This is a genomic window from Achromobacter animicus, from assembly GCF_040775605.1.
Taxonomy (GTDB): domain Bacteria; phylum Pseudomonadota; class Gammaproteobacteria; order Burkholderiales; family Burkholderiaceae_B; genus Achromobacter; species Achromobacter animicus.
The window spans coordinates 2,261,277-2,278,447 of sequence record NZ_JAYGJK010000001.1 but is presented as its reverse complement, the minus strand read 5'-3'; the positions used below and the strand labels follow the sequence as shown (position 1 = coordinate 2,278,447).

16 protein-coding genes are annotated in these 17,171 nt (G+C 67.5%); 8 read left to right on the top strand and 8 right to left on the bottom strand.

The window, feature by feature from the left end; translation table 11 throughout:
• Positions 1 to 26: 26 nt before the first annotated feature.
• The gene (locus AB3147_RS10265) at positions 27 to 1,883 is read right to left on the bottom strand and encodes a phosphoenolpyruvate carboxykinase (GTP) (protein WP_367351865.1); all 1,857 of its coding nucleotides are present in this window, start codon (positions 1,881 to 1,883) and stop codon (positions 27 to 29) included.
• A 141-nt stretch (positions 1,884 to 2,024) separates the two neighbouring features.
• Positions 2,025 to 3,662 carry an acyl-CoA synthetase gene (locus tag AB3147_RS10260; RefSeq protein ID WP_367351864.1) on the bottom strand — a complete coding sequence of 546 codons (1,638 nt, stop codon included), beginning with the start codon at positions 3,660 to 3,662 and terminating at the stop codon, positions 2,025 to 2,027.
• 154 nt (positions 3,663 to 3,816) lie between these two features.
• Between AB3147_RS10260 and AB3147_RS10255 the strand changes: the two genes are divergently transcribed.
• The gene (locus AB3147_RS10255) at positions 3,817 to 4,548 is read left to right on the top strand and encodes a TetR/AcrR family transcriptional regulator (RefSeq protein ID WP_367351863.1); all 732 of its coding nucleotides are present in this window, start codon (positions 3,817 to 3,819) and stop codon (positions 4,546 to 4,548) included.
• Here the strand turns inward: AB3147_RS10255 and AB3147_RS10250 are convergent.
• The gene (locus AB3147_RS10250; RefSeq protein ID WP_367351862.1) at positions 4,512 to 5,423 is read right to left on the bottom strand and encodes an SDR family oxidoreductase; all 912 of its coding nucleotides are present in this window, start codon (positions 5,421 to 5,423) and stop codon (positions 4,512 to 4,514) included. The two genes, AB3147_RS10255 and AB3147_RS10250, sit on opposite strands and share 37 nt — an antisense overlap.
• Before the next feature lie 140 nt (positions 5,424 to 5,563).
• On the opposite strand from AB3147_RS10250, the gene AB3147_RS10245 reads away from it, so the two are divergent.
• The 5 genes from AB3147_RS10245 (at position 5,564) to AB3147_RS10225 (ending at position 10,465) form a co-directional block, all read left to right on the top strand.
• Positions 5,564 to 6,358 (top strand): enoyl-CoA hydratase/isomerase family protein, encoded by a 795-nt coding sequence (locus AB3147_RS10245; RefSeq protein ID WP_367351861.1) that lies wholly within the window; start codon positions 5,564 to 5,566, stop codon positions 6,356 to 6,358.
• Between the two features lie 62 nt (positions 6,359 to 6,420).
• The gene (locus AB3147_RS10240) at positions 6,421 to 7,698 is read left to right on the top strand and encodes a Zn-dependent hydrolase (RefSeq protein WP_367351860.1); all 1,278 of its coding nucleotides are present in this window, start codon (positions 6,421 to 6,423) and stop codon (positions 7,696 to 7,698) included.
• Between the two features lie 8 nt (positions 7,699 to 7,706).
• On the top strand, positions 7,707 to 8,042 hold the full coding sequence (locus AB3147_RS10235; protein WP_175124098.1) for a thioredoxin family protein: 336 nt from the start codon (positions 7,707 to 7,709) through the stop codon (positions 8,040 to 8,042).
• 2 nt (positions 8,043 to 8,044) lie between these two features.
• On the top strand, positions 8,045 to 9,010 hold the full coding sequence (locus tag AB3147_RS10230) for a DMT family transporter (protein WP_367353529.1): 966 nt from the start codon (positions 8,045 to 8,047) through the stop codon (positions 9,008 to 9,010).
• A gap of 102 nt (positions 9,011 to 9,112) precedes the next feature.
• Entirely contained in the window at positions 9,113 to 10,465 is a 1,353-nt protein-coding gene (locus AB3147_RS10225; protein WP_367351859.1) for a carotenoid oxygenase family protein, read from the top strand.
• A 46-nt stretch (positions 10,466 to 10,511) separates the two neighbouring features.
• Here the strand turns inward: AB3147_RS10225 and AB3147_RS10220 are convergent, their stop codons facing one another.
• Both AB3147_RS10220 and AB3147_RS10215 read right to left on the bottom strand, forming a co-directional pair.
• Positions 10,512 to 11,396 carry a DMT family transporter gene (locus AB3147_RS10220; RefSeq protein ID WP_175138484.1) on the bottom strand — a complete coding sequence of 295 codons (885 nt, stop codon included), beginning with the start codon at positions 11,394 to 11,396 and terminating at the stop codon, positions 10,512 to 10,514.
• A complete protein-coding gene (locus tag AB3147_RS10215) occupies positions 11,387 to 12,139 on the bottom strand; it encodes a GNAT family N-acetyltransferase (RefSeq protein ID WP_367351858.1) in 753 nt (250 codons plus the stop codon). The genes AB3147_RS10220 and AB3147_RS10215 overlap by 10 nt, the downstream gene beginning before the upstream one ends.
• Positions 12,140 to 12,261: 122 nt before the next feature.
• Between AB3147_RS10215 and AB3147_RS10210 the strand changes: the two genes are divergently transcribed.
• A complete protein-coding gene (locus AB3147_RS10210) occupies positions 12,262 to 13,767 on the top strand; it encodes a MocR-like pyridoxine biosynthesis transcription factor PdxR (RefSeq protein ID WP_367351857.1) in 1,506 nt (501 codons plus the stop codon).
• On the opposite strand, the gene AB3147_RS10205 is transcribed toward AB3147_RS10210, so the two are convergent.
• Both AB3147_RS10205 and AB3147_RS10200 read right to left on the bottom strand, forming a co-directional pair.
• Entirely contained in the window at positions 13,764 to 14,060 is a 297-nt protein-coding gene (locus tag AB3147_RS10205; RefSeq protein ID WP_191576901.1) for a hypothetical protein, read from the bottom strand. The genes AB3147_RS10210 and AB3147_RS10205 overlap by 4 nt on opposite strands.
• Positions 14,060 to 14,692 carry a LysE family translocator gene (locus tag AB3147_RS10200; protein ID WP_056569853.1) on the bottom strand — a complete coding sequence of 211 codons (633 nt, stop codon included), beginning with the start codon at positions 14,690 to 14,692 and terminating at the stop codon, positions 14,060 to 14,062. Before AB3147_RS10200 ends, AB3147_RS10205 begins: the two co-directional genes overlap by 1 nt.
• A gap of 153 nt (positions 14,693 to 14,845) precedes the next feature.
• Here AB3147_RS10200 and AB3147_RS10195 point away from each other — a divergent pair, with 153 nt between their 5' ends.
• A complete protein-coding gene (locus AB3147_RS10195) occupies positions 14,846 to 15,667 on the top strand; it encodes a DUF72 domain-containing protein (protein ID WP_367351856.1) in 822 nt (273 codons plus the stop codon).
• A gap of 57 nt (positions 15,668 to 15,724) precedes the next feature.
• Here AB3147_RS10195 and gorA read toward each other — a convergent pair whose 3' ends face one another.
• Positions 15,725 to 17,083, bottom strand: coding sequence for a glutathione-disulfide reductase (gene gorA, locus AB3147_RS10190; protein ID WP_286890116.1), 1,359 nt, complete (start codon positions 17,081 to 17,083; stop codon positions 15,725 to 15,727).
• Between the last annotated feature and the right edge of the window lie 88 nt (positions 17,084 to 17,171).

Here is a 17,171-nt window from a genome sequence, read left to right as displayed (position 1 = left end):
CGATCAACCGGTAGACCCCAGCAGCATCAAGCCGCCAGACGGCCCTCGATCTCGGTCTTGGTGGTGCGCAGTTCGTCGGGCAGGCCTTGCGACAGCTGACCGAAGAGCTCATGGTGCAGCGCCAGTTCCTCGCGCCAGGCGTTCTCGTCGACCGACATGACCTGCTCGAACTTGTCCGGGCTGAATTCCAGGCCGGTCCAGTCGATGTCCTGGTAGCTGGGGGACACGCCAAACACCTGATCCACGCCCTTGGATTGACCGTCGATGCGGCCCAGCATCCAGCGCAGCACGCGCATGTTGTCGCCAAAGCCGGGCCAGACGAACTTGCCGTCCGGACCCTTGCGGAACCAGTTCACGCAATAGATGCGCGGCAGGGTCGCGCCGGCGGCTTCGAGCTGCTTGCCCAGCTTCAACCAGTGGCCGAAGTAGTCGCTCATGTTGTAGCCGCAGAACGGCAGCATGGCGAACGGGTCGCGGCGCACCACGCCTTGCTGGCCAGCGGCCGCGGCGGTGGTTTCCGAGCCCATCGTGGCGGCCATGTAGACGCCTTCGACCCAGTTGCGCGCTTCGGTGACGAGCGGCACGGTGGTGGAGCGGCGGCCGCCGAAGATGAAGGCGTCGATGACCACGCCCTTGGGGTTTTCCCATTCGGGGTCGATGGACGGGCACTGCGCGGCCGGCGCGGTGAAGCGCGCGTTCGGATGCGCGGCCTTGCGGCCGGTTTCGCGCGCGATTTCAGGCGTCCAGTCCTTGCCCTGCCAGTCCACCAGATGTGCCGGCGGCGTGCTGGTCATGCCTTCCCACCAGACGTCGCCGTCGTCGGTCAGCGCGACGTTGGTGAAGATGACGTTGGCCTTGAGCGTGGCCATGGCGTTGAAGTTGGTCTGCTCGCTGGTGCCCGGGGCCACGCCGAAATAGCCGGCTTCGGGGTTGATGGCGTGCAGGCGGCCGTCGGGGCCGGGTTTGATCCAGGCGATGTCGTCGCCGATGGTGGTGACCTTCCAGCCGTCCATGCCTTGCGGCGGGATCAGCATGGCGAAGTTGGTCTTGCCGCAGGCCGACGGGAAGGCGGCGGCGACGTGGTACTTGCGGCCCTTGGGCGAGGTGACGCCGAGGATCAGCATGTGTTCGGCCAGCCAGCCCTGATCGCGGCCCATGGTGGACGCGATGCGCAGCGCGAAGCACTTCTTACCCAGCAGCGCATTGCCGCCGTAGCCCGAGCCGTAGCTCCAGATTTCGCGGGTCTTGGGGAAGTGGACGATGTACTTGGTGGGGTTGCACGGCCAGGCCACGTCGGCTTCGCCTTCGGCCAGCGGCTTGCCGACCGAGTGCAGGCACGGCACGAAATCGCCGTCGGTGCCCAGCACGTCATAGACCTGCTTGCCCATGCGCGTCATGATGCGCATGTTCACGGCCACGTACGGGCTGTCGGACAGTTCGACGCCGATGTGGGCGATGTCCGAGCCCAGCGGGCCCATAGAGAACGGCACGACGTACAGCGTGCGGCCGTGCATAGCGCCGTCGAACAGACCGTTGAGCGTGTCGCGCATTTCAGCGGGATCGGCCCAGTTGTTGGTGGGGCCGGCGTCTTCGGCGCGGTCGGAACAGATGAAGGTGCGGTCTTCAACCCGGGCCACGTCGGACGGATCGGACCACGCGAGATAGGAATTGGGGCGCTTGGCGGGGTTGAGCCGGCGCATGGTGCCGGCCTGGACCATCTGCTCGCACAGGCGGTCGTACTCTTCCTGCGAGCCATCGCACCACACCACGCGATCGGGCTTGGCCAGCGCGACGAAACTGGCGACCCAGTCGATCAGTCCGCGATGCTTGACGTACGCGGGCACGTTCAAGGCTGCCAATCCCCCGTCCAAAGGCTTATTCATTGGGGCTATCTCCATACTTTGGCTAAAGGTGATACGGCCCCAATTGAGAGGGGCCGTATCCAGTTTGCGCAATCATACTTGCAGCGCCGGGCAGCCAGTCAACCCATCCACATGGGCGAGATTGTCACCGGGTGAGTCCGCTTATGCGGGGTATCCGGCACGCAACTCCCTGCGGATGATCTTGCCGGTCGCGGTCGTGGGCAAACTGGTTACAAAGCGGATCGCGCGCGGATATTCGTGGGCGGCCAGCCGGGTGCGGACATGCGCCTGCAGCGCCTTGACCAGCGCTTCGTCGCCCACCACACCCTCGTTCAGCACCACGAACGCCACCACGATTTCCGTACGCTCAGCATCCGGCATGCCCACCACCGCCGCCATGCGCACCGCCGGGTGACCGATAAGGCAGTCTTCGATGGGTCCCGGGCCGATCCGGTAGCCGGCGCTGGTGATGACGTCGTCGTTGCGGCCCACGAAGCGGATGAAACCTTCCGCATCGCGCACGCCGATGTCGCCGGTCAGGAGGTAATCGCCGGCAAATTTTTCCGCCGTGGCCTCCGGGTTTTTCCAGTACCCCAGGAACATGACGGGATCCGGGCGCAGTACGCCGATGTTGCCCTCCTGTCCATCGGCCACTTCGGCCCCCCTGTCATCCACAATAGCGACCCGATGCCCGGGCGCGGCGCGGCCGATTGCGACGATGCAGGGGTCGAACAGCGACGAGCACGAGGACACGATCATGTTGCATTCGGTCTGGCCGTAGAACTCGTTGATGGTCACGCCCAGCACGCGGCGGCCCCAGTCGATGAGTTCGGCGCCCAGCGATTCGCCGCCGCTGGCCACCGAGCGCAGCGCGCGCGGCCCGGCGTGGTCCGGCCAGTCGCAGCCGCGCATCATCTTCAGCGCGGTCGGCGGCAGGAAGGTGTGCGTCACGCCGTGGCGCGCCATCAGTTCCAGCGCCGAGGCGCCATCGAATTTTTCGAACCGCCGCGCCAGCACCGGCACACCGTGGTGCCACGACGGCAGCAGCACGTCCAGCAGCCCGCCGATCCAGGCCCAGTCAGCGGGCGTCCACATCAGCACGGCGTTCTCGGGAAAGAACTCGTGCGACATCTCCACGCCCGGCAGGTGGCCGAGCAGCACGCGGTGCGCATGCAGCGCGCCCTTGGGCTTGCCGGTGGTGCCGGACGTGTAAATGATGACGGCCGGGTCGTCGGCGGCGGTCGCGACCGGGTCGAAGGCGTCGGATTCGAGCGCCAGGCTTTGGTGGAACGGCAGCGCGCCTACCGTGCCCCTCGCAGCCCCGGCGTCGCCATCGATGCAATAGATCACTTTCAGATCAGGCAGGCTGTCGCGGATTTCCAGCAGCTTGCGGCAGCCTTCCGCGTCCGTGACGAGGGCCGACGCCCCGCTGTTGGCCAGCCGGAACTGGATGGCGTCCACGCCAAACAGCGTGAACAGCGGCACCGCCACCGCGCCCATCTTGTAGGCGGCGACGTGGGCGACTGCGGTCTCCGGCGCCTGCGGCAGGTAGATGGCGACGCGGTCGCCGCGCCGGATGCCGTAGCGCGCCAGGCTGTTGGCGAACTGGTTGGACTGCGCCTTGATCTGATCGAACGTATAGCGCGTTTGCGCCCCGTCGCTCTTTTCATAGATCAGGGCCAGCCGGCCGCTGCCGTCGGCCCATTTGTCGCACACGTCGACGCCGATGTTGTAGGCCGCGGGCACCTGCCACTGGAAGGCGGACACGACTTGCGCGTAGGAATCTGCTCTGTGCAGCATGGTTGTCTCTTGATCGTTATGGTTGTTGCCATGAAAGGCCCGCTGCGGCGGCGGGTTGCCCCCCGCCTTGCCACGAAGTTGACCGTCGCTCAATAATAGGCCCTCGCGCGGACGGCCAGACAGGCCGCCCGCCCCTTTTTCGCCTGTAGCCTGCATGGAAAAAAGCCCAGCCGTCCCGATGCGCCGCCCGCCGGCCAGCGCCAAGTCCGAACAACGCATCCGCGACATCCTGCGGGTCGCGCGCCAGGTGTTCTCCGAAGCGGGCTTTCACGCGGCCACCACCACCGAGATCGCGCAGCGGCTGGGCGTCTCGGAAGCCACCGTCTTCACCTACTTCGGCGGCAAGCGCGAACTCTGCGTGCGCGTCATCAGCGACTGGTACGACGAAATCATCGCGCGGGTGGAGGACCACCTGCCGCATATCCACGGGGCGCGCGCCCGACTGCATTACCTGGTCCACACGCATCTGCGCCATCTGCTGGCCGAAGGTCCGGGCCTGTGCGCCTTCATACTTTCCGAAGGCCGCGCGCGCAACGACGACTTCGGCGACATCTACGCCGACCTGCAGCGCCGCTACACCGCGCCGCTGATGCGCATCCTGGCGCAAGGCCAGGCCGACGGCGACATCCGCCAGGACATGCCGCTGCGGCTGCTGCGTTCGGCGGTGTACGGGCCGATGGAGCACGTGCTGTGGGACGCGATGCGGCGCGGTGCGGAGGTCAATGTCGATGTGGCCGCCACGGCCGACCAGCTGGTCGGTTTTCTGTGGCAGGCGCTGCAGCCGCCGCGCCAGGACGCGCTGGCGCTGGCGCAGTTCCGGGGCGAAGTCCAGAACGCGCTGCATCGTCTTCAGTCTTCCGAAAACAGCGACGGTGGCACGTACTGAGGAAAGCCGTTGTAGGTCTCGCCGCGCTCGGCCGGCTGCAGGTTCCATGAATGGCGCGCGTTCGGCACGCCGCCGTCCACCCGGATCACGGTGCCATTGATGAACGCGGCCGCGGGCGACAGCAGAAAGACGACGGCGGCGGCCAATTCGGCTTCGGTGCCGAAGCGCTGTAGCGGCACCTTGGTTTTCAGCTCGCGCAGCACGCCACGGTAGTGCTCGTCGTAGCTGTCCATGCCGCTGGATGCAATCCAGCCCGGCGCCACGGCGTTCACGCGCACGCCGGCATACGCCCATTCGCAGGCGGCGGTCTCCGTCAGGTTCCACACCCCCGCGCGCGCCGCGCCCGAGTGTCCCATCCCCGGCATGCCGCCCCAGATGTCGGCCAGCATGTTGACGATGGCGCCGCCGTGCTGGCGCATGTGCTGCGTATAGACCTCGCGCGACACAAGAAAGGTGCCGTGCAGATTGTTCTGCACGACGGCGTTCCAGCCATTGAGGCTGATGCGGTCCAACGGCGCGGGAAACTGGCCGCCCGCGCAATTGAAGACGCCGTCGATACTGCCGTGCGCGGTCAGCGCGTCGGTGACGGCGCCGCGTACGCCGGCTTCGTCCCGGATGTCGCAGGGGTGCTGACTGATTCGATCGGCGGCCTCGGGATAGACGCGGACGATTTCCTCGGCCGCCGTGCGCAGTTTGTCCGGGTTGCGTCCGACCAGCGCCAGGCGCGCGCCGAGTGCCGCCAGCTCATGCGCGGTGCAACGGCCCAAGCCGCTGCCGCCGCCGGTGACCATGATCGTCTTGCCGTCAAACAATCCCGGCCGGAATACCGATGCGTAACGCTGATCGGCGGCGCCACTCCCCGCAGGCTGATTCATGTCTGTCTCCGAAAATTTTTTGTTGAGGATAACTCAATCTACTGAAAACAAGCATCGCAACGCCACGCTTTTGCCCATAGAATCAACCGAATTGATCGGAACACCTGTTGAGCCATCATCAACAACACCGGAGACCGCGCATGACGCTGACCGAACCGCTGGACCTGACCATAGAAGGCCCCCTCGCCCGCCTGACGCTGAACCGGCCGGACATGCGCAACGCGTTCGACGAGACGCTGATCGCCGCGCTGACGGCCGCGATCCAGGCTGCGGTCGATGATCCCCAGGTGCGGGTCCTGCTGCTGACGGGCGCGGGCAAGGCATTTTGCGCCGGCGGCGACCTGAACTGGATGCGCAAAATGGGCACGCTGACCGATGCGGACAACCGCAAGGACGCCACGCGGCTGGCGGACATGCTGCACGCGGTCTGGACCTGCCCGAAACCCATCGTCGCCTGCGTGAACGGCGACGCCTACGCGGGCGGCATGGGACTGGTGTCCGCGTGCGACATCGCGGTTGCGGCGGACAGCGCACACTTCTGCCTGTCCGAAACCCGCCTGGGCCTGCTGCCCGCCACCATCAGCCCCTACGTGATCCGCGCCCTGGGCGAGCGCGCGTCCAACCGCTATTTCCTGACCGCCGAACGCTTCGACGCCGCCACCGCGCTGCGGCTGGGGCTGGTGCATGAGGTGGTCCCGGCGGCCCAGGCGCTTGAGGCCGCCGAAGCGCTCTGCCGCACACTGTGCGCGAACGGGCCGGGCGCCGTGCAGGCCAGCAAGCGGCTGGTGCGCGACTTTGCCGGCCGGCCGCTGGACGCCACCCTGATCGCCGACTCGGTCGAACGCATTGCGGCTATCCGTAGCACCGAGGAAGCGCGCGAGGGCGTGACGGCCTTTCTGGAAAAACGTGAACCGTCCTGGCGCGGCACGACGTAAGCGGCGGACAAGGACGCCGCGCCATTGATGCCATAATCCAGGGCGGATCTTCTGGAAGTCTCATGCCGCAAGCCACACCGCCCGCTTTTCCCCCGCTGAACGCCGAACGCCTTTGGTCGCGCGTCAACACTCTGTCCAAATTCACCCTGCCCGACGTCCCCTGGACGCGCCGCGCTTTTTCGCCGCTGTTCGATGACGCGCGCGCCTGGCTGCGTAGCGAGTTCGAAGCCGCGGGCCTGACCACGCGCCTGGACGCGGGCGGCAATCTGGTCGGCACGCGAAAGGGGCGCGATGCCTCGCGCAAACCGATTTCCACCGGCTCGCACTGCGACACCGTCATGGCCGGCGGCCGCTTCGACGGCATCATCGGCGTACTGGCCGGCATCGAAGTCGCGCACACGATGCAGGAACACGGCATCACGCTCGACCATCCTTTCGAAGTCATCGACTTCCTGTCCGAAGAACCCAGCGACTACGGCATTTCCTGTGTCGGCAGCCGCGCGCTGTGCGGCCAGCTCAGCGCCGACATGCTGGACGCGCGCAATCCGCAGGGCGAGACGCTGGCGCAGGGTATTGCCCGCATCGGCGGCGACCCGTCCGCACTCAACGCCCCGCTGCGCCGCGCGGGCGAAACCGCCGCCTTCGTCGAACTGCACATCGAACAAGGCCCCGTGCTGGAAAGCCGCCAGTTGCCGATCGGCGTCGTCACCAACATCGTCGGCATCCGCCGCGTGCAGATCGTGGTCGAGGGCCAACCTGACCACGCGGGCACCACGCCCATGGACATCCGGCGCGACGCGCTGGTGGGCGCGGCCCGCATCATCGACGCCGCCAACCGGCAGGCCAGCGCGGCCAGCGGCAATCCGCATTACGTCGTCGCCACCGTCGGCCGGCTGACCATGACGCCCAATGCGGCCAACGCGGTGCCGGGCCGGGTCGAGATGACGCTGGAAATGCGCAGCGACAGCAACGCCGTGCTGGACGCCTTTCCCGAAACCCTGATGGCGGGCGTGGCCGACGACCTGAAGGCGCTGCGCCTGACTGCCGGCTTCACGCAGCTCAGCCGCGCGCAGCCCACGGACTGTTCGCCGCTGGTCATGGACGCGGTCAAGGCGGCCGCCGACCAGCTTGGCTACGCATCGATGCGGCTGCCCAGCGGCGCCGGCCACGACGCCGTGTACATGGCCCCCACCGGCCCTATCGGCATGATCTTCATCCCCTGCCTGAACGGCCGAAGCCACTGCCCCGAAGAATGGATCCAACCCGCGCAACTGCTGGACGGCACGCGCGTGCTGTACCAGTCGGTGCTGGAACTGGACCGCGTGCTGCGCGGCGCTTGAGACACACGATGGAACAGATAGAACTCAACGACAGCACCGCCGACCGCTTTCTGCTGGACGCGCGCGGCCTGTCCCTCATCGTCTTTCACAGCCGCACCTGCGGCACCTGTCGCGTGGCGCGCGAGCAGCTTCCGGGCGTGGAACTGCCGGTCGAGCGCATCTGCTGGATCGACGCCGGCGACAACCGCGGCCTGGTCGAGCGCTACGAGGTCTTCCACCTGCCCGCCATGTTCGTCGCCCGCGACGGCGCCTTTTATGGCCCGGTGCAAGCCTCGCTGGCCGAATGGGACCTGCGCCAGCAAATCGGCCTGGCGCTGGACAGCTATCCCGCCGAACTGCCGTGAGCATCACCGCCGCCAAGCCGCTGCGCCTGCCGCTGGACACGCTGGCCACCGGCGCCATGCTGGCGCTGTGCGTGTGCTGGGGCTTCCAGCAGATCGCCATCAAGCTGGTCGCGGACGACATCGCGCCCATCATGCAGATCGGGCTGCGCTCCACCTTTGCGGCCCTGGTGCTGGCCGTCGTGGTGTGGCGCGCCGAAGGGCTGCGCGCGTTCACCGACGGCACGTTCCTGCCTGGATTGATCGTGGGGCTGCTGTTTGCGGGCGAATTCCTGTTCGTCGCGCAAGGGCTGGTCTACACCACGGCCTCGCACATGTCGGTGTTTCTATACACCGCGCCGATCTTCGCGGCGCTGGGCCTGCACTGGCTGCTACCCGAAGAGCGTCTGAAGCCGCTGCAATGGGCGGGCGTCGCGCTGGCCTTCTGCGGTATCGCGGTGGCGTTCCTGGTCAAGGGCGGCCAGCCGTTGGCGCACGACGGCGCGCGCAACATGCTGCTGGGCGACGCGATGGGATTGCTGGCCGGGCTGCTGTGGGGCGCGACGACGGTGGCGATCCGCAAGACGTCGTTGTCCGAAGCCGCCCCGGCCAAGACGCTTTTCTATCAGATGGCCGTGGCCTCGATAGGCCTCTTGGCCTTTGCAGTCGCCACCGGCCATCATGGCATCCGCTATACCCAGGCCGCCGTGCTCAGCGTCGTGTTCCAGTCGGTCGTCGTCGCGCTGACCAGCTATCTGGCCTGGTTCTGGCTGCTGCGCCGGTATCTGGCGTCCCGACTGTCGATCCTGTCGTTCATGACGCCGCTGTTCGGCGTGAGCTTCGGCGTGCTGATCCTGGATGAACCGCTGGATGCGGGCTTCGTGATCGGCGCGGTGATGGTGCTGGCGGGAATCACGCTGGTCAGCGGGGCCGAAATGGTGCGGGAACGGCTGCGCAAGCGTCAGGCGCGGCGCAATTCGCATCATGGTTAACTCGGCTTTTTCCCGGCGGCCCGGGCGGATATAACGGACTTTTGCCGCCACCGGCTTCGCGGTGTCATCCAGCCCGGTGCGCGGCCTCTGCCTGGAGGTCACATGCAACCCTGGCACAGCGACAACCCCGCCCTGACCCGCGCGTTCGCGCCGGTCTTCGACGAACGCGACGACGCGGACCTGCCCATTGAAGGCGCCCTGCCCCCCGGCCTGTCCGGCGTCTTCATGCGCAACGGCCCCAATCCGCAATTCGAGCCCGGCCCGGGCTATTCTTATCCCTTCGACGGCACGGGCATGATCCACGCGCTCTACCTGGACGGCGGCCGCGCGCGCTACCGCAACCGCTGGGTGCTGACTGCCGAACTGCAGGAAGAACGGGACGCCGGCCATCGCATCTACAACCCGACGTTCGGTCCGCCACCCTACGCGAACCTGGCCAACACCAACGTATTGCGGCACGCCGGCCGCATCCACGCGCTGTACGAAGGCGGCTGCCCGTACGAACTGGACGACGCACTGGGCACGGTCGGCGCCAACACTTTCCAGGGCAAGCTCGCCGGCGCCTTCTCCGCGCATCCCAAGGTCGACCCGCTGACCGGGGAAATGCTGGCGATCAATTACGACCTCATGGCGGGCACGCTTGAATACGTGCGGCTGGACAGCACGGGGCGGGTGGACCGCCAGGTCGCATTTGCATCGCCCTGGCCGGCGCTGGTTCACGACATCGGCCTGACCGCCACCCACGTGGTGGCGTTTGTCTGCCCGCTGGTGTTCGACTTCAGCCGCGGACCGGCGGCGCCCGGGTGGGAGCCGCAGCGCGGCACGCAGGTGCTGCTGGTGCCGCGCGACTGCACCGACGCGGCGCAGATCCGGTGGATCGAGGCCGCCCCCTTCTTCAATTGGCACGTCGCCAATGCCTACGTGGACGGCAACGTGATCGAGGCGGTGCTGCCCTGGCACGATGGCTACGGGCCCACGTCGCGCAAGCGGCTGGAAATGCACCGGCTGCGCATCGACATGGCCAGCGGACGCGTGGACGACCAGACGCTGGACGACCAGCCCTGCGAGTTCGGCCGGGTCAACGACGCGTGGCTGGGGCGGCGCACACGGTTCTGTTATGCCGGCCTGCGGGATCCGCGTCCGGGCGAAACGCCGCAGCCGGGCGCCTTCGAGGCATTTGCACGCTATGACGTCGAGACGGGTGCGAAGACCGTGTACCGCCTGCCCGCCGGGCAGACCGCGTGCGAACCGGTGTTTGCCGCCGATCCGGCCGGCGCGGGTGAAGCGGACGGCTACATCCTGAGCTTCGTGCACGCTGAAGACGACGCGGGCGGCCGGTTCATCGTGCTGGACGCGCGCGACCTGGCTGCCGGGCCGGTCGCGCAGGTGCGCCTGCCGCGCCGCGTGCCCGCCGGGCTGCACGGATGCTGGATGCCCTCGCCCGCAGCCGCTTAGCCTCGGGCGCGTCGCTGACTTGGGTCAGATGCGCCGCTGATCCAGGTCAGGCGCGCCGCTGACCCAGGTTCAACACGATCAGCCCCGCCCCGGCCATCACGAACGCAAACCCCCACCAGTCCGCCGGGGCCGGCCGGTCGCCCACCAGCGCCATCGCGCCCAGCACGCCCACGACCGGCACCATCAGCGTGGTCAGCGCGGCGACGGTGGCGCTGACACGCTCGCTCAGCACGAACCACAGCCAGTACGCGACCGCAGTGCCCAGGATGATGTGAAACGAGAGCGCCCCCGCGACACTGGCGGTCCAGCCGTGCGTGGGAAAGGATTCGCCGGCGATCAACGCGCCGGCCAGGGCGCAACCGGCGCCGACGACGAGCTGCCACGCGGTGATCACGATGCGGTCGCCCGCGACGGGCCAGCGCTTCAGATACACCGTGCCGGCTGCCCACCCGAACGCCGCCACGAGCGGAAAGACCAGCCCCTTGGCGGCGGCCACGTCATTGCCGCCGAACACCGCCTGCAGCACCGGCCAAGCCAGCACCGCGACGCCGCACGCGCCCAGCAGCAGCGCCAGGCCGCGGCGGCGGTCCAGGCGTTCGCCCAGCACCAGCCACGCCAACAGCGCGGACATCATCGGCATGGTGAAAGTCAGCACTGCCGCGCGCGACGTGCTGGTGCTGAGCTGCGCCCAGGCCACGGCCAGATTGAATACGGCCACCGCCAAGACGCCGCCCACCGCAATGCCGGGCCACGCGCTGCGCGGCGGCAAGAGCGGCAGCCGCTTGGCGCCCGCCAGCAGCAACAGCAGCAGCGCGCCGCTGCCCAGTCCCAGCACACGCAAGGTGAACGGCGGGAAGATCGACAGAATGATCTTCACCGCCGGCCAGTTCAGGCCCCAGAACAGGGCCAATGCCACCGGGATCAGGCGCACGCCGCGTGGTCTCCCCCGGCGTTGCTGCCCCGCTCATTGGCGATCAGCGATGCCAACCCCTGGCGCTGGTTGCCTTCGGCATCGAAGTTGTCCGGGCTGAGCCAGCGCTCGTACGCGGCACGCAGCGCGGGCCATTCGCTGTCGATGATCGAGAACCACGCCGTGTCGCGGCTGCGGCCCTTGTAGACCGTGGCCTGACGGAAGATGCCCTCAAAGCTGAAGCCCAGGCGCAGCGCCGCGGCGCGCGACGGCGCGTTCAGGCTGTCGCACTTCCATTCGTAGCGGCGGTAGCCCAGTTCGTCGAAGGCACGGCGCATCAGCAGGTACTGCGCTTCCGTGGCGATGCGCGTGCGCTTGAGCTGACGCGAATAGGACACGAACCCGACCTCGATGACGCCGTTGGGCGCGTCGATCCGCATCAGCGCCAGCGTGCCGACGGCGCGGCCCGTCGCAAGGTCGATGATGGCGTGGTGCATCGGGTCCGGGCTGGCCTGCGCGGCCTCGGCGAACGTCCGGTAGGCAGCCTCGTCGGCAAACGGCCCGACGCCCATGTACGTCCAGTCGCTGTCGTCGGGCGCCTGACTGAACGCCTGGTACAGATCTGCCGCGTGACGCTCGGCCGACAGCGGCTCCAGGCGGCAATAGCGGCCAAGCGCGGGTTCAAGCGGCGGACGCGGACGCGTGGTCCAGCCGGGCAGCGCCGGGCCGATGGGTTGCTGAAAATCGTTGGTGCGGGGTTGCATGCGGCGGTGCCTCGGGAATCGGTTCAGGGCGCGCCGCCGACGGTGGCGCAACACCCAGGGCCTCACGATATCGGAACCGTGGCATCATAAAAAGTGCCACGAAACCGGAATTTAATAGGGCCATGATCGAAACTTCATTGGGCGATACCGCCACTGCCCCGCTGCTGTCCAGTCCGCTGGCACGCGGCCCGGGTTCGCTGCCGCGCCAGCGCCAGCTTATCCAGCGCCTCAAGCAGGCCATTCTTGCCGGCCAGCTTCCCGCGGGCGGCAAGCTGCCGTCGTCCCGCGCGCTGTCCGAAGAATTGGATATCTCGCGCAATACGGTGCTGATCGCCTACGAGCAATTGACGGCCGAGGGCTACGTGATTGCCGACCGCCAGGGCACCCGCGTGGCGCCGCTGTCCGCCGCCGCCCGCAGCGCCGCGCGCGAGGCAGCCCCTCTCCCTGCGCAGCCGCCAGCCACGGCGCAGCGCCTCTCCCGCATCGTCTCCACCCGCTATACCCACGACGGTACGCTGCCGATGACGCCCGGCACGCCCGCGCTGACGCAATTTCCCGTCAACGCGTGGCGCCGCGCGCAGGACCGTGCCCTGCAGGCGGCGCCGGCCACCGCGCTGGGCTACGGTCATCCGGCCGGCGAACCTGCACTGCGCGAAGCCATCGCCCAATACCTGCGCGTGTCGCGCGGCGTGCATTGCGACGCCTCGCGCATCGTCATCACTGAAGGCGCACAGGGCGGGCTGGCGCTGTGCGTGCAACTGCTGACCAACCCTGGCGATACCGCCTGGCTGGAAGATCCCGGCTACCGCGGCGCCAAGTCCGCCTTCCATGCCGGCGACCTCAATGTGGTGGCCATGCGCGTCGACGCCGACGGCATTGTCATCCCGGAAAGCGCCTGGACCCGCCAGCCGCCTCGTTTGATCCAGACGACGCCGTCGCACCAGTACCCGACCGGTGCGGTGCTGTCGCTGACCCGCCGGCTCGATCTGCTGGAACGCGCGCGACGCGCCGGCGCGTGGATCATCGAAGACGACTACGACAGCGAATTCCGCCACCAGGGCGAACCGATCGCCGCCATGCAGGGGCTGCTGCCGGATGCGCCGGTGCTGTATGTCGGCACGTTCAGCAAGACGATGTTCCCGGCCCTGCGCCTGGGCTTTCTGGTGCTGCCCGAAGCCCTGGCGCGCGAAGCCATGCCATCCATCATCGAAATGCAGCGCGGCGGCCACCGGCTGGAACAGCTGGCCATGGCCGCCTTTATCGAAAACGGCCAGTTCTCGCGCCATCTGGGCCGCATGCGGCGCCTGTACCGCGAACGCCAGGCGGCGCTGCGCGAGGCGCTGGCCTTGCATCTGGGAATCGAGCACGAGGTCCTGGGCGGGCACTGCGGCCTGCACCTGACCGTGCGGCTGCCGCCGGCTTATGCCGACACGGCGATCGTGGCCGAGGCGCGCAAGCTGGGCATGAATCCGGGCGCGCTGTCGTCGTTTGCGCTGACGCCGCGCATTGAAGACAACGGCCTGGTGATCGGCTACGGCAACACGGGTGCGGAGCGGTTTCCGGCGCTGGTGCGCCGGCTGCGGGACGTGGCGCTGGCCGTAGCGAAAAGCGGCTTAGGACTGGGTTAGTCCACCAGCCCGCCCAGCACCAGCAACGTCATGAACAGCCAGAACAGGAAGCCCAGGATGGACCGCCGCAGCAGCGCCTTGATCGCGCCCCACAGGAACATCAGGCCCAGCGCCAGCAACACCAGATTGAAGATCGACGGGCTCATGCCCATCGCGCCGGCCAGCCCGCCATAGAAATCGGCCAGCGCGCCGCCCAGCCCGCCGAGCAGCCATTTGATCCCTGCAACGATGGCGCGCAGGCCCTCGCCAAGCATGCCGCCCAGCGTCGCGAAAAATCCGTCGTCGGCGGGCATCAGCGGCGCGTATCCACAAGCATGCGCACGGCCAGGCCGGCCAGCACGGTGCCCATCAGCCAGCGCTGCACCACCATCCACAGCGGACGGCCCGCCAGGAACCCGGCAATGGAGCCGGCCATGATGGCGATCAGGGCGTTCACCGACAAGCTGATCACGACCTGCGTCATGCCCAGCGCCAGCGACTGGGTGAAGACGCTGCCGTGGTCGGGCTGGATGAATTGCGGCAGCAGCGACACGTACATGACGGCGATCTTGGGATTGAGCAGATTGGTGAGCAGACCCATCGTGAACAATTGCCGCGGGCTGCTCTTGGGCAGGTCATGCACCTGGAACGGCGAGCGGCCGCCCGGACGGATTGCCTGCCACGCCATGTAGAGCAGGTAAAGCGCACCGCCGATGCGCAGCGCGTCGTAGGCATAGGGCACAGCCATCAGCAAGGCAGTGATGCCGAACGCCGCACAGGCCACGTAGAAGATGAACCCCACCGCCACCCCGCCCAGCGAAATCAGGCCGGCCTGCGGCCCTTGCGAGATCGAGCGCGACACCAGGTAGATCATGTTGGGCCCAGGCGTGAGCACCATGCCCAGCGCTACCAGGGCGAAAGTCAGCAGATGTGTCAGGTCAGGCATGGAGTGCCGGCGCGCGCCGGTCAGAAGTCGGGTCGTGACTGCACACCTTAGCCGAAAACTGTATCGGAACAGCGGAATTTTCGGGCGGGGTTGGCGGCTCGTCGCGCCGGCGATACAGTGGACCGCTCGATCCCTTCCTGTGGAGCGCAGCCCATGCCGAAACGTCATCCGTCCCCGGCAGACAGCCCCGCCGCGATCCGAGTCGGCATCGGCGGCTGGACCTTCGAACCGTGGCGCGGCGTCTTCTATCCCGACGACCTGCCCCATGCGCGCGAGCTGGAATACGCCAGCCGGCAGGTCACGGCCATCGAGATCAACGGCACCTACTACGGCACCCAGAATCCCGCCACCTTCGCCAAGTGGCGCGATGAAACGCCCGACGACTTCGTCTTTTCGCTGAAGGCATCGCGGTATTCGACCAACCGGCGCGAACTGGCGGGCGCCAAGGACTCGATTGCCAAGTTCGTGAACAGCGGCATCGCCGAACTGGGACCGAAGCTGGGGCCCATCGTTTGGCAGTTCGCGCCGACCAAACAGTTCGACCCGGAGGATTTTGGCGCCTTCCTGGAATTGCTGCCGGACAAGGTGGACGGTTTGCCGTTGCGGCACGCGCTGGACGTGCGCCATGCCAGTTTCGCCTGCGAGGAATACGTGGCCCTTGCGCGCCGCCATCGCGCGGCGACCGTGTACACCGATAGCGACGAGTTTCCCGCCATCGCCGATCGGACGGCGGACTTTGTCTACGCGCGGCTGATGCGCGCCAGCACGGCCTACAAGGCCGGTTACGCGCCCAAGGCGCTGGACGCCTGGGCGGAGCGATTCCGGATCTGGTCACGCGGCGCGGACCCGGACGACCTGCCGCTTATCGGCAAAGCAGCCTCCGGGAAAAAATCGCAGGACGTCTTCGCGTACTTCATCAATGGCGCAAAAGAACGCGCGCCGGCAGCGGCGCGCGCGATGATTCAACGCCTGTAGCGCCGGCGCACGCCGCTCGTGCCATCTGGCGCTTGCGGCCCCGCCGGTTCACAGGCGCTATTCCGCGACGGGCGTGCGCATCGTCACGAACTCTTCGGCTGCCGTGGGATGGATGCCGATGGTGTCGTCGAACACCGCCTTGGTCGCGCCCGCCTTCAGCGCCACGGCCAGTCCCTGCACGATCTCGCCTGCCTCCGGACCCACCATGTGCACGCCCAGCACGCGATCGGTCTGCGCGTCGACGATCACCTTCATCAGCGTGCGTTCCTGCGATTCGGTCAGCGTCAGCTTCATGGGGCGGAAGCGGCTTTCGAACAGCCGGACCTCGTAGCCGGCTTCGCGCGCCTCTTCGGTGGTCAGGCCCACCGTGCCGATGTTGGGCAGGCTGAATACCGCAGTGGGGATCAGCTTGTAGTCGACCTTGCGGTATTCGTGCGGGCGGAACAGGCGCCGCGCCACCGCCATGCCTTCGGCCAGCGCCACGGGCGTCAGCGGCACGCGGCCGATCACGTCGCCGATAGCCAGGATCGACGGCTCCGCGGTGCGGTATTCGTCATCGACCTCGATGAAGCCATCTTCGCGCAGCTTCACGCCGGTGTTTTCCAGCCCCAGGTTGTCCAGCATCGGACGGCGGCCCGTGGCGTAGAACACGCAATCGGTCTCGATGACGGAACCATCCTTGCAGGTGGCGGCCAGCGATCCGTCGGCGCGCTTGTCGATGCGCGCGACCTCGGTGTTCATGCGCAGGTCGATGCCCTTCTTGACCAATTCGTCGCGCAGATGCTCGCGCACGCCCAGGTCAAAGCCGCGCAGGAAAAGCGGGCCGCGATACGACTGGACGGTCTGCGCGCCCATGCCGTTGAAGATGGACGCGAACTCCACGGCGATGTAGCCGCCGCCCACGACCAGCACGCGGCGCGGCAGGTCCTTCAGGAAGAAGGCCTCGTTGGAGGTGATGGCGAGTTCCTTGCCGGGAATGTCGGGCACCTGCGGCCAGCCGCCCGTTGCCACCAGAATGTGTTCGGCGCTATAGGTCTTGCCGTTGATTTCGACCTTGTGCGGATCGACGATGCGCGCGTGGCCTTCAAGCAGCGTCACGCCGCTGTTGACCAGCAGGTTGCGGTAGATGCCGTTCAGGCGCTCGATCTCGCGGTTTTTGTTGGCGATCAGCGTGGCCCAGTCGAATTTGGGCGCGTCCGCGCTCCAGCCAAAACCGTGCGCCTGCTCGAAGTCTTCGCTGTAGTGCGCGCCGTAGACCAGCAGTTTCTTGGGCACGCAGCCCACGTTCACACACGTGCCTCCCAGGTAGCGGCTTTCCGCCACCGCCACGCGCGCACCGAAACTGGCGGAAAAGCGGGCCGCGCGTACGCCGCCCGAGCCCGCGCCGATCACAAACAGGTCAAAGTCAAATGCCATGGGGTTTCCTTCGCGCGGCCAGGGGGCCGGCGTTCACTGTCCGGGAAAGCTGTATTTAACACCACGGTTGGAATACATTGGCCGCAGC